Source organism: Pseudomonas sp. (assembly GCF_050739995.1).
Taxonomy (GTDB): domain Bacteria; phylum Pseudomonadota; class Gammaproteobacteria; order Pseudomonadales; family Pseudomonadaceae; genus Aquipseudomonas.
The window spans coordinates 1-14940 of record NZ_JBOICG010000681.1; the positions used below are offsets into that span (position 1 = coordinate 1).

Sequence of the window (14940 nt, forward strand, 5' to 3'; positions counted from 1 at the left end):
GCCAACACCTGATCCAGGTCATAGCTGCCGACGATATGCCCCAGCAGCATCACGCCCGCCAGCAGGCACAGGCCGCCCGCACCGGTGACCATCAGGGCCATATACGCACCACGGCGCGCATCGGCGCGGTGGTGCCAGTAGCCGATCAACAGGAACGAGAACAGGCTGGTCAGTTCCCAGAAGAACACGATCTGGATCAGGTTGCCGGAGATCACCAGGCCAAGCATGGCCCCCATGAACGCCAGGAAAAACGCAAAGAAACGCGGCACCGGGTCATCCGGCGACATGTAGTAGCGCGCATACAACGACACTAGCGTGCCGATGCCCAGCACCAGCAACGAGAACAACCAGGCAAACCCGTCCATGCGCAACACGAAGTTCAGGCCCAGGCTGGGCAACCACATGAATTCTTCGCGGATCACGCCACCGTGGGCGATCTGGGGGTAGAGCAGGGCGACTTGAATGGTGCCAACCAGAGCTACAAGGCCGGCCAACAGGGATTCGGTGTTACGTGCATTGTGCGGCAGCAAGGCCGCCAGACAGCTGCCAAGAAACGGCAGAAGCAGTAGAACTATCAGGGACATAGGCTTCTAATCTGCGGGAGTTTGGGATGCATCATACGTGCCGCTTTCACGATCACCAAACGGCAAGATGTGGCAGGATCCTACAAGGTAAGCCGAAAATGCCCATTTAGCACTGTTCCACCTAAGCCAATATTGGACTGCGTGCCCCTGTGGGAGCCGGGCTTGCCCGCGATAGCGATGTCACGGGCGACACATCACTGGGTCTTACCCTTGACGCTCCAACTCATTCTCCAGCTCAACCGCCTTCTGCCCCTTGGTCTTCAACTCACTCACAATCACCGCCACCACGATCAACGCCGCCCCCAGCATCGCAATCGGCGGAAAACGTTCACCCGCTATCCGCCCGATCACCCCGGCCCACACCGGCTCACCGGCATAAATCAACGTGGCGCGGGTAGGCGAAACACTTTGCTGCGCCCAGTTCATCGCTACCTGGATCACCGCACTGGTCAAGCCCAGGCCCACCGCGCTAAAGAGAAGCAACCAAGAGAAACCCGGCAGCGGCTCGCCCATCGGCACGACCATCAGGAACGACAACAGCGACGCCGTGGCCAGTTGCACGACGGTGACCCGACGCACATCCACCTGTCCGGCATAGGCGCCGATGAGGATGATCTCCGCGGCCACTGCGATTGCGCAGATCAATGTGGCGATCTCGCCGGGGCTGAAGTTGAGCGAAGCACCGGCCGGGCCTGTCAGCAACATCAACCCGGTGAACGCGAGCATGATGCCAATGCTCGGCATCAGCCCGGGGCGGCGTCCCAGCACCAGCCACTGCAACAGCGGCACACACGGCACATACAGCGCCGTGATGAACGCTGATTGACTGCTTGGGATCGTCTGCAGGCCGATGGTTTGCATGCCGTAGCCGAACATGATCGACGTGCCGATGAAGGCGCCGGCCTTCAATTCGAACAAGGTCAGGCCGCGCAGCGTGCGCAGAGAGAAGAACCCGACCACGATGGCCGCCGCCGCAAACCGCAGGCCCACGAAAAACATCGGGCCGCTGACGGTCATGGCGTGCTGCACCAGCAAGAAGGTGCCGCCCCAGATCATGGTGATCACCACCAGGATGCATTCGGCTTTGCTGAAACGGTTGAAACGTGGGGTAGCGTTCGGGGTGGTCATGGTAGCTCGGTCTTGCAAGGGAAAGGTACGGACCGCACAATGCGCCGCACGCTGGGCAGTATACTGCGCACACCCACTCCATGAGCAATATAGTGCACAAAGAAAATCCACAACGGGCCTCGGTCCTGCAACACGTCAGCCAGAACGTTCGTCGCCTGCGCCATGCCGCCGACATGAGCCAGACCGCGCTCTCGGAAAAGTCCGGGGTCAGTCGGCGCATGCTGGTGGCGATCGAGGCGGGGGAGAAGAACGTCAGCCTGTCCACGCTGGATCGAGTCGCTGAAGCGTTGGATGTGGCGTTCAGCGACCTGATCCAGGCGCCGGATGCGGGCGACCACAGCCGTATCAACGAGCTGGCCTGGGCCGGTGATATTCCCGGTAGTAAAGCGGTGTTGCTGGCCAAGGCCAACGCCCGGCGCGAAGTGGAATTGTGGGAAATGCGCCTGGAGCCCGGTGATCGCTACAGCCCTGAACCCGACCCGGAAGGTTGGAGCGTGCAATTGTTCGTGTATGAAGGTGCACTGACCCTGATCCTCGACGACGAAGAAAAGCACGTCGCTGCGGGTGAGTTCTACATGTTCGCCAGCCGCCAATCCCACGGCTATCGCAATGATGGCGACGTGGCGGTGTGCTTCGTGCGTACCGTGGTGATCTAACTGTTCGCCAGGCAACAGTGTCTAGACACTTTGCTGGTTTGAACCACGCTCTACAGCGCTGATTCATCAGCAATTCGCTGATTTTATTGACGATTAAATTCAGGCACGACTCCTGCAATCACTCCAGTATCCCCTCGGAGCCTGGAGTCGGCCCATGTCAGCCCACCCTCAACACCCTGCCCATATCATCCGTTCGGACGCGGAGGCCATCGAAGTCGCCACGGGCCTCGCCGCACGCTTCGCCGTCGACGCCAGTGCGCGTGACCGTGAGCGGCGCCTGCCGGTGGCAGAACTTGACGAGTTCTCCGCCAGCGGTTTGTGGGGCATCACCATTCCTAAAGCCTATGGCGGCGCCGAGGTGTCCTATGTGACGGTGGCCGAGGTCATCAAGTTGATCTCCGCCGCCGACCCTTCCCTGGGGCAGATTCCGCAGAACCATCTGGGCGTGGTGGACATCCTGCTGCAAACCGCCACGGAACAACAAAAGCAGTACTACTTCGGCAAAGTCCTCCAAGGCTATCGTTTCGGCAATGCCTTCTCCGAAGCCAAGAGCAAAAACGCCGGCACCTTCGACACCCAGATCCGCTTTCACGGCGACACCGCGCGCATCAACGGTGAAAAGTTCTACTGCACCGGTGCGCTGTTCGCCCATTTGGTGCCTACCGTCGGCAACAACGAAAACGGCCAGGCGTTTATTGCCTTCGTCGAACGCGATGCGCCGGGCCTGAGCGTGGTCGACAGTTGGGACGGTTTCGGCCAGCGCACCACCGCCAGCGGCGGCGTGACCCTCGACGGCGTAACCGTGCCTTTGAGTGCGGTGATCCCCGCCCACCAGGCCTTCGATCAACCCACCGCCAACGGCCCGATTTCGCAGATCATCCAGGCTGCCGTCGATACCGGCATTGCCCTCGGTGCCCTTGAGCAGGCCAAGATCTACGCACGCCAGGCGCGGCCCTGGATCGACAGCCAGCAGGATCACGGCTGGCAAGACCCGTTCACCATTGCCGCCATCGGCGACCTGCAATGGCGGGTGCACGGCACCGAAGCCATCCTCGCCAAGGCCGGCAAGGCGGTAGACCTGGCACTGGCTGAACCGAATGAAGACACTGTGGCCAACGCCTCATTAATAGTCGCCCAAGCCAAGGTCCTGTCCGCCGAAACCGCCTTGCTCGCCAGCAGCAAACTCTTCGAACTGGCCGGCACCCGCTCGGTTACTGGCCAGTACAACCTCGACCGCTTCTGGCGTAACGCCCGCACCCACACCCTGCACGACCCGGCCCGCTGGAAATATCACTTGATCGGCAACTTCATGCTCAACGGCGTGAAACCTGCGCGCCACGCCTGGAACTGAGGAGCTTAACCATGACCGCATTGAGCCTTGCGCGCCAACTGTTGGACGGCACCCGCCGCCATGTCGAGAAAAGCGATGACCCTTACGTGATCAGCCGCTTCGGTGATTTGCAGATCCGCGTCGACGTGGCCTCCGCCTTGCTGGAGCGCGCCGAAACCCACCCGAGCCCGGTGGCCGCCACTGAAGCGCAGATCGCCGCCGCCGAAGCCCTCATCGCTGCGAGCAACGCTGAATTCGAACTGACCGGCCAACGCACCGCTTTGCCGTCGACACTCGATGATCCCCTGCGCTGGAAGTACCAGATTGTCGGCAACTACCACCTCAACGGAGTGCTTTGATGTCCCGTGAAATCCGCCTGAATGCCTTCGACATGAACTGCGTGGGCCACCAATCTCCCGGCCTGTGGGCGCACCCGCGGGACCGCTCGTGGCAGTACAAGGACCTGGAGTATTGGACTGACCTCGCCAAGATCCTTGAACGTGGCAAGTTCGACGGCTTGTTCATCGCCGACGTGCTGGGTATCTATGATGTGTACAACGGCAACGGCGACGCGGCCATTCGCCAGGCGGCCCAGGTGCCGGTCAACGACCCACTGTCACTGATCGCGCCGATGGCGCTGGTCACCGAACACTTGGGTTTCGGCCTGACCGCCTCGCTGTCCTTTGAGCACCCGTATCCCTTCGCCCGACGCCTTTCAACCCTCGATCATCTGACCAAGGGCCGCATCGGCTGGAACATCGTCACCTCTTACCTGGAAAGCGGCGCCAAGAACCTCGGCCAGAAAGCCCAGACCGAACACGATGCGCGTTACGACTACGCCGAGGAATACCTGGAGGTCTGCTACAAGCTCTGGGAGGGCAGTTGGGAGGAGGGGGCGGTGTTGCGTGATCGCGAACGCCGGATCTTCAGCGACCCGAGCAAAATTCACGAGATCCGCCACGTCGGCAAACACTTCCAGGTGCCCGGTATTCACTTGTGCGAGCCATCGCCGCAGCGTACGCCAGTGCTGTATCAGGCTGGCGCATCCAGTCGTGGTAAACAGTTCGCCGCCGAACAGGCCGAGTGCGTGTTCGTCGCTGCGCCGTCCAAGGTGCTGCTGAAAAAGACCGTCGCCGATATCCGCCGCCGCGCTGCCGAGGCCGGGCGTGATCCGAGGAAAATCCTGATTTTCAATTTGCAGACGGTGATCGTCGGTGAGACCGATGCCAAGGCCAAGGCCAAGTTCGACGAGTACAAATCCTACGTCAGCTATGAAGGCGCGATGGCGCTGATCTCCGGCTGGACGGGCATCGACTTCAGCCAGTTCAAGCCCGATGAGCCGCTCAAGCATGTGCACACCAACGCCATCCAGTCGGCGGTGGAAGCCTTCTCCACGGCCGATCCGAACAAAGTCTGGACGCCCAACGAATTGGCCGACTGGGTCGGCATCGGTGGCTTTGGCCCATTGTTCGTCGGCGGCCCGGAAACCGTGGCAGACCTGTTGCAGGAGTGGGTCGAAGAGACCGATGTGGACGGCTTCAACCTGGCCTATGCACTGACCCACGAGACCTTCATCGACGCGGTAGACCTGCTGGTGCCGGAGTTGCAGAAACGGGGCGTGTACAAGACCGAATACGCCCAGGGCACGTTGCGCGAGAAGTTGTTGGGTGATGGGGCAAGGCTGGGTGCGAACCACCCCGGCGCGAGCTACCGCGACCTGAAGGCTACCACCCTGTAACTGAAACACCTCGGTCAATGTGGGAGCTGGCTTGCCTGCGATAGCGGTGTATCAGCCACCTATAAGCCAACTGACCTATCGCTATCGCAGGCAAGCCAGCTCCCACATTTTGATTTTCATTGTTTGATCCATATCGGCCAGCGGACCACCGCACGCACATAACCTGAATAGGAGAACCTCCCTATGAGCGTGCATGAACTCAAACGCCCACTGGCTGTGGAATGGCCCGCCGAGTTGCTCGGCGACCTGCCCAAGGCCCTGGAACAACTGCACCACTGGGCGCAGATCACGCCGTTGCACACCGCCTTGCGCCACAAGCGCCAGGGCCAGTGGTACGCCTGGCGCTGGATCGACGCCTTGCGCGATGTCGAGCGCCTGGCCGACGGCTTGCGCCAGCAGGGGTTCGATGAGCAGTCACGGTTGGCCCTCAGCGGTGCTTTCGAACCGAACCTGTTGCTGTTGGCCCTGGCTGCCCAGTCGGTCGGCGGTCAGGTGCTGACCCTGGCCGATGACGTGGACCCCGAGGTGTTGCATCAGCAGTTATGGCGTATTCGTCCCACCCACGCTTATGTGCAGGATCGTCGACAGGTAAGGCATTGGCAGTCGGCGAACCGGTTGGACTTCACCCAACTGCTCGGCCCGACTGAGCCCGCGCAGCACCTACAGCGCTGGTGGCAGCCGGCTGGCGAGACCGCGTTGTGGAGTGAGGAAGGCACCCACTGGCAAGGCGGCTTGGCGGTGCTGCTGGAGCAGTGGTTGAACAGTGGGCACGGCCTGGCCTTCCCGGAAAGCCAAGCGTCGGCCCGCCGTGACCGCAGCGAAGTAGCGCCCACCGGCTTGCTGCTGTCGCCCGCGCGTTTGCAGCACCTGGCCGACGAGATCGAAAGCCGCCTCGCGCGCCCTGGCACTTGGCGTCGTCGCCTGTGCGACTGGGCCATCGCCCACCCGCAGAGCGGCTTGCGGCGCTTGCTGAAAAACCGTGTGCGCAAGCTGCTGGGTTTCCAGCGCCTGGCCTATATCTGGCAACCCCTCAAAGCCAATGCCGAGACGACTTGGCTGGCCGAATTCAAACGGGACATCGCATGAACCAGGCCATTCTCCAGGTACGGGATATCTCGTTGTCGTTCAAGGGGGTCAAGGCGATCAATGCCTTGTCCTTCGAGGTGGCGCGTGGGGAGATCTGCGCGCTGATCGGGCCTAACGGCGCGGGTAAGAGTTCGTTGCTCAATGTACTTAATGGCGTGTATCGCTTCGATGCCGGTGAGATCGTGTTTGAGCAACAGCACTTCCATCGCATCGATCCCTTGGGCGCGGCCCGTCGTGGCATTGGCCGCACCTTCCAGAACAATGCGCTGTTCAAGAAGATGAGCGTGCAGGACAACATTCTCACCGGCTTGTCGCGGCATATGCGCAGCCACTTTATCGAGCAGGCCCTGGGCTTGCCCCGCGCCCGTCGGGAGGCCGAAACGTTCCGCCAGCGCGCCCAGGGCATTCTCGAGTTTCTTGAGCTGCAAGCTCACCGTGATGTGCTGGTGGGCAACTTGTCCTACGGCCTGCAAAAGCGCGTGGAGCTGGGCCGGGCGTTGATCGCCGGGCCCAGCCTGTTGCTGCTGGATGAGCCCATGGCGGGGATGAACGCTGAAGAGAAGCAGGAAATGGCGCGCTTCGTCGCCGATGTGAATCGCGACCTCGGCACCACCGTGGTGTTGATCGAACACGACATGGGCGTGGTCATGGGGCTGTCCGACCATGTGGTGGTGCTCGACTACGGGCGCAAGGTCGGCGACGGCACACCCGTGCAAGTGCAGGCCAATCCCGAGGTGATCGCCGCCTACCTGGGAGCCGTGCACGCATGACTTTCTTCTTCGAAACCCTACTCGGTGGCTTGCTCGCCGGCACTATGTACTCCCTGGTCGCTATCGGCTTCGTGCTGATCTACAAGGCCAGCGGTGTGTTCAATTTCGCCCAGGGCTCAATGCTGCTCTTTGCAGCGCTGACCTTCGTCAGCCTGCATGACCAGGGCGTGCCGTTTGCCCTGGCGTTGTTGCTCACGGTGATAGTGATGATCGTCGGCGCGTTACTGATCGAGCGGCTGGTGTTGCGTCCGTTGGTAAACCGTTCGCAGATCACACTGTTCATGGCGACCCTGGGCCTGTCGTTCATCATTGAAGGGCTGGCCCAGGGCTTGATGGGGTCGCAAGTGCGCGCGCTGGACCTGGGTATCGACGACGTGCCGCTGTTCGTCGGCCCACTGATGCTCAGCCAATTCGATTTGATCGCCGCCGCCGCTGCGGTGGTACTGGTGACGGTACTGGCGCTGCTGTTCAACAAGACCCGCATTGGCGTATCGCTGCGGGCGGTGGCGGATGACACCACGGCGGCGCTGTCCATCGGCATCAACCTCAACCGTATCTGGCAAATCGTCTGGGCGGTGGCGGGTATTGTCGGCCTGGTGGCCGGGTTGTTGTGGGGCGCGCGCCAGGGGGTGCAGTTTTCCTTGTCGCTGGTGGTGCTCAAGGCGCTGCCGGTGCTGATCATCGGCGGCTTTACCTCGATTGGCGGGGCGATTGTCGGTGGGCTGATTGTCGGCGCGGCGGAGAACCTGGCCGAGGTGTATATCGGGCCGTTGATCGGTGGCGGCATCACGCCATGGTTTGCCTACGTACTGGCCTTGGCCTTCCTGTATATCCGTCCCGCCGGCCTGTTCGGCGAGCGTGCCATCGAGCGAGTCTGACCCCATGTCGATACCCGTTGCGCAAGAAACCGCGCCGTTGTTGCTGATTCAGCGGCGCCTCCCCTGGGGTTTGATCGGCCTGCTGGTGCTGGCCTTTATCGTGGTGCCGTGGTGGGGCAATGATTATTGGCTCAATGCGATCCTGATTCCCTTTTTAGTACTGTCGCTGGCCGGGCTGGGCCTGAATCTGCTCACCGGCTACACCGGGCAAACCTCAGTAGGGGCTGCCGGTTTCATGGCGGTCGGCGCGTTTGCGACCTATGGTTTTTTGCTGCGTCTGCCGGAACTGGGCTTGCCGGTCGCGCTATTGGGCGGGGGGATCATTAGCGCGTTGGTTGGGCTGCTGTTTGGCTTGCCCAGCTCACGGATCAAGGGTTTTTACCTGATGGTCACCACCCTGGCCGCGCAGTTTTTCCTGGAGTGGCTGTTCGTCAAATTCCCCTGGTTCTACAACTACGGTTCATCCGGAACCATCTCCGCGCCGAAGCTGGCGCTGTTCGGCCACGATCTCAACACACCGCTGGGCCGCTACCTGCTGACATTGGTGACGGTGCTGCTGTTGACCTGGACCGCCATCAATCTGGTGCGCAGCCAGATTGGCCGCAATTGGATGGCGATCCGCGACATGGACACCGCTGCCGCCGTGGTCGGTATCCCGGTGGTGCGCTACAAGCGGCTGGCGTTTGCGGTCAGCTCGTTCTACCTAGGCATTGCCGGCGCGCTGTGGGCCTTTGCCTACCTGGGCACGGCCAGCGCAAGCAGCTTCGATATCAACCGCTCCTTCCAGATCCTGTTCATCATCATTATCGGTGGCATGGGCAGCATCGCCGGCAACTTCGTCGGTGCTGCGTTTATCAGCCTGCTGCCGATCTTTCTCAGTCATGCCGGGCAGGCGTTGTTCGGTGGTGCGGTGGATGCGGGGCAGTTGCAGAACCTGCAGAAAATCATCTTTGGCGTGTTGATCATCGTGTTCCTGATCAAGGAGCCCGAGGGCCTTATTCGCCTGCTGCACAACCTTCGCGATCGGCTGCGTCAGTGGCCCCTACGTTTCTGAACCCATAAGAGAATCCCAATGCGTGCATCCTTGAAACGTTCCTTGGCCGGCGCTGCCTTCGCGCTGGCGGCATTGTCTGGCGCGGTGCCCTCGGTCATGGCTTCGCCTGATCAGCAGTTCATTCCTCTGGCCACATACCGCGTTGGTGCCTATGCCTCCAGCGGCGTGCAGGTGTGGGCCGGGATGATCGACTACCTGCGTTATATCAACGAAGTCGAAGGCGGCATCAACGGGGTAAAACTGGTGTGGCAGGAATGCGAGACCGAGTGGACGGCGGAGAAGGGCATCGAGTGCTACGAGCGCTTCAAGAATGGCCTGGACGGCGCGCCGGTCGCGGTGTATCAGCCCAACGGCGCACCCGCGGCGTATGCCTTGAGCGAGCGCGCCGAGGTGGACAAGATCCCGCTGATCACCCTCGGTTACGGTCGCACTGAAGCCACCGACGGCACGGTGTTCCCGTACAACTTCCCGGTGATGCTGACTTTCTACAGTGAGGCGTCGACCCTGGTGAACTACATCGCCCAGCGTGAAGGCGGTTTCGACAAACTCAAGGGCAAGAAGATCGCCACGGTCTATCACGACTCGGCCTACGGTCGCGAAACCCTCGGCCCGTTGAAATTGCTCGCCGAGAAGTACGGTTTTGAAAATATCCAGATCCCGGTGGCCGATCCGGGCAACGAACAATCGGCGCAATGGCGCCAGGTACGGCAGGCCAACCCGGACTGGGTGTTCCTGCGCACCTGGGGCGTGTCCACGCCAGTGGCGGTGAAGACCGCCGCACGTTTTGGCTTTCCGGTGGACCACATCATCGGCGATATCTGGGCCAGCTCCAGTGAAGATGTATTGCCCGCAGGCGCCGCGGCCAAGGGCTACCTGGCACTGACGCCATACCCGGCCGGGACGGATTTCGAGATCCACAAACGCCTCAAGCCATTCGTCCTCGACAAAGGCCACAGCGACCTCAAGGATCTGAACAACTTCGGCAGCGTCTACTACAACTCCGGCCTGGTGAACGCCGCCGTGGCGGTGGAAGCGATCCGCACCGGCCAAGCCAAGTTCGGCAAGCGCCCGCTCAATGGCGAAGAGGGCCGCTGGGGTCTGGAGCACCTGAATATCGACGATGCTCGATTGAAAGACATGGGCTACCTGGGCCTGATGCAGAATCTCAAGCTGTCGTGCCGCGATCACGAAGGCGGCGGCTCGGCACGGGTGCAGCAATGGGACGGCGCCCATTGGACGCTGATCAGCGATTGGATCGCCGCTGACCGTGCGCTGCTGCGCCCACTGATCGATGAAAAGTCCGCCGCGTTCGCCAAGGAAAAAGGCCTGACGCCACGCACTTGCACCGGGGATGAATGAACCATGAGCCAGCCCGCCGCTGAACCCGCGAGCCCCGCACTGTTGGGTGTCCATGACATCGAAGTGATCTATGACGGCGCGATCCTGGCGGTGGCTGGGGTATCGCTTCAAGTGCCCAAAGGCGCGATCGTCGCTTTGCTCGGTGCCAATGGCGCGGGCAAGAGCACCACGCTCAAGGCGATCTCGGGGCTGGTACGTGCCGAGCGCGCCGAGGTCAGCCGGGGCGTGATCGAATACGCCGGGCTTGACCTGGCCGGGGTCGACCCCAGCCAGCGGGTGCGCCGGGGCATGGTTCATGTGCTGGAAGGCCGCCATGTCTTCGGCCAACTGAGTGTGGAAGACAACCTGCGCAGCGGTGGCTTCGTGCGGCGTCTAAGCCGCAAGGAGATGGAGCAGGACCTGGAGCGTGTCTATGCATGGTTCCCGCGGCTCAAGACCAAGCGCCACACCCGGGCTGGGCTGACGTCCGGTGGCGAGCAACAGATGGTCGCCATCGGCCGTGCGTTGATGACCCGTCCTGCTTTGGTATTGCTCGACGAGCCCTCCATGGGTTTGGCGCCTATGATCGTGCAGGAAATTTTCGAGATCATCGCGCAGCTCAATCGTGACCAGCAGGTGAGCTTTCTGATCGCCGAACAAAACATCAACGTCGCGCTCAACTATGCGTCCCACGGCTATGTGCTGGATACTGGGCGGGTGGCCTTGAGTGGCAGCGCTGCCGAACTGTTGGCGCGGGGCGATTTGCATGACATTTATCTGGGTAAACAGTAAAGGCGAATTTGCATGACTGAATCCATCCGCAACGCTGATGTCCTGATCATCGGCGGCGGCCTGAGCGGCACGATGCTGGCGGTGCAGTTGCTGCGCCTACCTGGGCAGCGGCAGATACTGGTTATCGAACCACGCGCCGAACTTGGCCGTGGCGAGGCCTACAGCGCCGTAGAGCTGGGCCACACGCTCAACGGTAATGCGGCACGCATGAGCGTAGACCCGGACAATGCCGACGACCTGACCCAATGGCTCACCGACTACATCGGCGCCGGTGGCTGGCCGGAGTCGGGCCAGCAGCACGTGCCGATCAGTGAGCTGTTTGCGCCACGGGGGATTTTCGGCTTGTACGCGCAGCAGCGACTGGCTGAGGCCAAGGCACTGTCAACGTCCACCGTCGAGCATGTGCGTGGCGAAGTGGTCGATCTGCAAGTGGATGAGATCTCCACACGGCTGACCCTCGATAATGGCCAGCAACTGCGTGGCAACTACGCGGTATTGGCCACTGGCATGTTTCCGGCGGCGCGCACGCCACAGACCGAATCCAGCGGCTTGAACGCAGCGGCGGTGGACCCCTGGGACGTCCAGGCCATGACGCACATCGACCCGCAAGCGACGGTGCTGATCATCGGTTCCGGCTTGACCATGGTGGATGCGGTGGTGTCTTTGGAACAGGCTGGTCATCGCGGGCCCATCGAGATTTTTTCGCGCCACGGACTGTTGCCCCACGTGCGGCGCCAGCCGCCGAGCTGGGTAGATTTTCTGGCCGAAGACCCTAGCCTGAGCAGCCCTCGGCAACTGCTGCACGAGGTGCGTCGCCAATGCCGGATCGCGCTGCATGAGGGCATCGATTGGCAAGCGCCGCTGGACACCGTGCGTGCGCATATTGCTCGGTTGTGGAGCCAGGCCAGTGAGCGTGAAAAACGCCAGTTTGTGCGCCATGTACGGCCTTGGTGGGAGAGCCATCACCACCGTTCACCGCCATTGAGTGCGCAGTTGGTGGCGCGTCTGCTGGGGGAAGGGCGGTTGCGCATTCAGGCGGCGTCGTTCAAGGGGCTGGTGGATTCGGAGCCGGGCGTGACCATCAGTGTGCGCCATCGAGGTGAGCGGGCGGTGACCCAAGTGTCGGGCGCTGCACTGATCAACTCCAGCGGCATTGAATATGACTGGCGCCGTGTGGCTCGACCGTTGCCCCAACAGTTGCTCAAGCGTGGGTTGATCCGGCCCGGGCCGTTGGCGCTGGGGATTGCGGCGGATGCTTCGGGGGCGGTGCTGGATGCCCAGGGCCATGTCAGTCAGCGACTGTTTGCCATAGGGCCGCCGTTGCGGGGAATGTGGTGGGAGAGCACGGCAGTGACGGATGTGGCGATCCAGGCTAAAGCGCTGGCCGCCAGGTTGGTGCAGCTCTAAATGTGTGTGGGCTTGTGTGGGAGCTGGCTTGTCGAATCGTCGCACCGCTGCGATGGCATCACCGCGGTGTGACTAACACACCGAGGTGCCTGCATCGCGGGCAAGCCCGGCTCCCACACAAGCACACACACATTTGGATCTCCATTTATTTTGAGATTTTTACGAATCCAGGCTTGAGCCCGAACACTTCGACGCCCTGCACCGTCGACTGTCCCGTCTTCACCTTCACCCGCTCCATCGGCGTATCCATCGTCGCCCGGTACTCCACCGTCATGTCCGGCTGGATCGCCTGGCTCGGGATGACAATCGCCTGGTCATTGTTGTAAGTCACGATGGTCAACCGTGCGCTCATCCCCAGGCGCACGCGTTGCAATTGCTGCGGCGTCAGCTTGGGGATCGACAAGGTCACCGGAAACTGCGCGCTACCCTGGCTGTCACTGGCAATCGCCAAGCCACTGACCACGCTGACGGAGCCGGTCAAGCGCTCGCCATCGAAGCCGTCCCCCATCACTTCCACCGCCTGGCCCTGATGCAGTTGGTTGATGTCCAGCTCAGAGACTTTGGCGACGATTTTCAGCCGTTCGATGTTAGCCAGGCCGAACAGCACCTGGCCCTGGCTGACCTTGCTGCCCGCCTGTACGGGCGTGGAGTTGGCGCTACCGCCCTGGGGTGAGTTGTTGTTACCGGGTGCCGGTACCACGATGCCTGAGAACGGTGCCTTGACTTCCTTGCCGTCGAGCAGCGTGTGCAGGGCGTCGTATTTCACCGTGGCATTGGTCAACTCCATGTCCGCGATCTGGCGGTAGGCGCCTTTGCCCTGATCCAACGCTTGCTGCAGTTCGCTGCGGGCGGCGACAAGGTCCAACTGTTGCTGTTGAGTCTGTTGCTTGAGGTCATCGAGTTCATTGCGCGGGATGATGCCGCGCTTGAACAGGTTCTCGCTTTCGGTGAGTTTGCGTTGGGTGTTACCGGCCGTCATTTCGGCGGTGCGCAGGCTGCGGCGAGCGCGGCTGACGGCGGGGCTGCTGTCCCAGTCCTGCATTTCCTGTACGGTGCGCCTGGCCTTGAGCTGGGCGGAGAGGGCGTCGCGCAACTGCACTTCGAGGGTGGCCGGGTCCATGCGCAGCAACACTTGCCCGGCCTCGACGCGCTGGCCTTGCTCGACCAGGTTGGCCAGGACATTACCGTCGAACGGTGCCGTGAGGGTCACCGTGGTGTCGGGCTCGATCTTGCCCACCAAGCCGATCTGGTGCACCAGCGGGTCCGGCTTCACCGCCAACCACTGCTCGGTCGGTGCGGGCGAGTCGGCGCCCGGGCTGCGCAGTGCTACCCCGGCACCGGCCAGGAGCAGCACCAGAACAGCACCGATCAGGTATTTTTTCTTAGTAGTCATTGAGGGCGATTTCCCAACTTTCCAGCGTCATGCCCAGGGTCAAGTCAAGCTGGGTCTGGGCGTTCAAATAAGCGATCAGCGCGTTGAGCTGTGCGTTTTCGGCGTTGCGCAGGTCCGTTTCGAAACTCAGTACCTGGAAGTTGGTGGAGCGTCCGGCGCTGAGTTTTTCCCGCTCGATCTCGATCTTGCGCCGCGACAGTTCCACGGCGCGCTGGGAGATTTCATATTGGCGCCAGCGGGTGCCCAGGTCGCGCACCACGTCGTTGACGCTGCGTTCCAGGGCCTGGCGGGCGTCAGCGATGCGAATTTCCTGGTCTTCCACGTTGACCCGCGCACGCACCTCGGCCTGGCGCGTGCTGATGTCACCGATGGGGATCTGCACCTGCACACCGGCGTAGCTGTCCCACGTACGGTTGTTGGTGTTGCCATTGTCGTTATTGTAGGCATTACGTATCTGGTTGGCCCCGGCCACCAGGTCGACTTGCCAGCGCCCGGAGTCCTTGGCGATGACCAGGTTCAGGTCCGCCTGCTGGCTGCCCAGCAGGGCGGCGAGGTATTCCGGCTGCTGGGCTTGGGCCAGGTTGAACGCCTGGCGCTTGTCGATGCTCATCGGCTTGGCTTCCAGGGCTTCACTGGCACGGATCGGCGTGGACAAGTCCAGGGCCAGCAGCCGCAGCAGCGCGAGGCGGCTGGTATCCAATTGGTTCTGGGCTTCTTCCACGCCCAGTTGTTGGGTGGCGATGTCGGCTTCGGTCTGCACGATCTCGAATTCGGCCATGCGCCCGG

15 protein-coding genes are annotated in these 14940 nt (G+C 61.9%); 11 read left to right on the top strand and 4 right to left on the bottom strand.

Annotated features, from left to right (window positions below; translation table 11 throughout):
• On the bottom strand, positions 1–584 hold a 584-nt coding region (locus ACRESD_RS23065; protein ID WP_431753018.1), incomplete at its 3' end, for a proton-conducting transporter membrane subunit.
• Between the two features lie 204 nt (positions 585–788).
• Positions 789–1712, bottom strand: a complete 924-nt coding sequence (locus tag ACRESD_RS23070) for a DMT family transporter (protein WP_431753019.1) — start codon at positions 1710–1712, stop codon at positions 789–791.
• Positions 1713–1804: 92 nt separating this feature from the next.
• On the opposite strand from ACRESD_RS23070, the gene ACRESD_RS23075 reads away from it, so the two are divergent.
• The 11 genes from ACRESD_RS23075 to ACRESD_RS23125 all read left to right on the top strand — a co-directional run bounded on the left by ACRESD_RS23075 (position 1805) and on the right by ACRESD_RS23125 (position 12761).
• Positions 1805–2368, top strand: a complete 564-nt coding sequence (locus ACRESD_RS23075) for a helix-turn-helix domain-containing protein (protein WP_431753020.1) — start codon at positions 1805–1807, stop codon at positions 2366–2368.
• A 154-nt stretch (positions 2369–2522) separates the two neighbouring features.
• On the top strand, positions 2523–3719 hold the full coding sequence (locus ACRESD_RS23080; RefSeq protein WP_431753021.1) for an SfnB family sulfur acquisition oxidoreductase: 1197 nt from the start codon (positions 2523–2525) through the stop codon (positions 3717–3719).
• 11 nt (positions 3720–3730) lie between these two features.
• The gene (locus ACRESD_RS23085; protein WP_431753022.1) at positions 3731–4057 is read left to right on the top strand and encodes an acyl-CoA dehydrogenase; all 327 of its coding nucleotides are present in this window, start codon (positions 3731–3733) and stop codon (positions 4055–4057) included.
• Positions 4057–5436, top strand: a complete 1380-nt coding sequence (locus ACRESD_RS23090) for an LLM class flavin-dependent oxidoreductase (RefSeq protein ID WP_431753023.1) — start codon at positions 4057–4059, stop codon at positions 5434–5436. Before ACRESD_RS23085 ends, ACRESD_RS23090 begins: the two co-directional genes overlap by 1 nt.
• Before the next feature lie 183 nt (positions 5437–5619).
• Positions 5620–6522, top strand: coding sequence for an AMP-binding protein (locus ACRESD_RS23095; protein WP_431753024.1), 903 nt, complete (start codon positions 5620–5622; stop codon positions 6520–6522).
• Positions 6519–7292, top strand: a complete 774-nt coding sequence (locus ACRESD_RS23100; RefSeq protein ID WP_431753025.1) for an ABC transporter ATP-binding protein — start codon at positions 6519–6521, stop codon at positions 7290–7292. Before ACRESD_RS23095 ends, ACRESD_RS23100 begins: the two co-directional genes overlap by 4 nt.
• On the top strand, positions 7289–8170 hold the full coding sequence (locus ACRESD_RS23105; RefSeq protein WP_048728678.1) for a branched-chain amino acid ABC transporter permease: 882 nt from the start codon (positions 7289–7291) through the stop codon (positions 8168–8170). The genes ACRESD_RS23100 and ACRESD_RS23105 overlap by 4 nt, the downstream gene beginning before the upstream one ends.
• 4 nt (positions 8171–8174) lie before the next feature.
• Entirely contained in the window at positions 8175–9224 is a 1050-nt protein-coding gene (locus ACRESD_RS23110) for a branched-chain amino acid ABC transporter permease (protein WP_431753026.1), read from the top strand.
• An 18-nt stretch (positions 9225–9242) separates the two neighbouring features.
• A complete protein-coding gene (locus ACRESD_RS23115) occupies positions 9243–10583 on the top strand; it encodes an ABC transporter substrate-binding protein (RefSeq protein WP_431753027.1) in 1341 nt (446 codons plus the stop codon).
• A gap of 3 nt (positions 10584–10586) precedes the next feature.
• Positions 10587–11354, top strand: coding sequence for an ABC transporter ATP-binding protein (locus tag ACRESD_RS23120; RefSeq protein ID WP_431753028.1), 768 nt, complete (start codon positions 10587–10589; stop codon positions 11352–11354).
• A gap of 12 nt (positions 11355–11366) precedes the next feature.
• Positions 11367–12761 (top strand): FAD/NAD(P)-binding protein, encoded by a 1395-nt coding sequence (locus ACRESD_RS23125; RefSeq protein WP_431753029.1) that lies wholly within the window; start codon positions 11367–11369, stop codon positions 12759–12761.
• Positions 12762–12906: 145 nt separating this feature from the next.
• Here the strand turns inward: ACRESD_RS23125 and ACRESD_RS23130 are convergent, their stop codons facing one another.
• Together ACRESD_RS23130 and ACRESD_RS23135 are read right to left on the bottom strand one after the other, a co-directional pair.
• A complete protein-coding gene (locus tag ACRESD_RS23130) occupies positions 12907–14154 on the bottom strand; it encodes an efflux RND transporter periplasmic adaptor subunit (protein ID WP_431753030.1) in 1248 nt (415 codons plus the stop codon).
• The coding region (locus ACRESD_RS23135) for a TolC family protein (RefSeq protein ID WP_431753031.1) at positions 14144–14940 on the bottom strand (797 nt) is incomplete at its 5' end. The genes ACRESD_RS23130 and ACRESD_RS23135, both read right to left, overlap by 11 nt.

Coding starts and splice junctions, on each gene's coding strand:
- ACRESD_RS23070 (WP_431753019.1), bottom strand. CDS start 1,712: ATGACCACCCCGAACGCTACCCCACGTTTCAACCGTTTCAGCAAAGCC.
- ACRESD_RS23080 (WP_431753021.1), top strand. CDS start 2,523: ATGTCAGCCCACCCTCAACACCCTGCCCATATCATCCGTTCGGACGCG.
- ACRESD_RS23085 (WP_431753022.1), top strand. CDS start 3,731: ATGACCGCATTGAGCCTTGCGCGCCAACTGTTGGACGGCACCCGCCGC.
- ACRESD_RS23090 (WP_431753023.1), top strand. CDS start 4,057: ATGTCCCGTGAAATCCGCCTGAATGCCTTCGACATGAACTGCGTGGGC.
- ACRESD_RS23095 (WP_431753024.1), top strand. CDS start 5,620: ATGAGCGTGCATGAACTCAAACGCCCACTGGCTGTGGAATGGCCCGCC.
- ACRESD_RS23100 (WP_431753025.1), top strand. CDS start 6,519: ATGAACCAGGCCATTCTCCAGGTACGGGATATCTCGTTGTCGTTCAAG.
- ACRESD_RS23105 (WP_048728678.1), top strand. CDS start 7,289: ATGACTTTCTTCTTCGAAACCCTACTCGGTGGCTTGCTCGCCGGCACT.
- ACRESD_RS23110 (WP_431753026.1), top strand. CDS start 8,175: ATGTCGATACCCGTTGCGCAAGAAACCGCGCCGTTGTTGCTGATTCAG.
- ACRESD_RS23115 (WP_431753027.1), top strand. CDS start 9,243: ATGCGTGCATCCTTGAAACGTTCCTTGGCCGGCGCTGCCTTCGCGCTG.
- ACRESD_RS23120 (WP_431753028.1), top strand. CDS start 10,587: ATGAGCCAGCCCGCCGCTGAACCCGCGAGCCCCGCACTGTTGGGTGTC.
- ACRESD_RS23125 (WP_431753029.1), top strand. CDS start 11,367: ATGACTGAATCCATCCGCAACGCTGATGTCCTGATCATCGGCGGCGGC.
- ACRESD_RS23130 (WP_431753030.1), bottom strand. CDS start 14,154: ATGACTACTAAGAAAAAATACCTGATCGGTGCTGTTCTGGTGCTGCTC.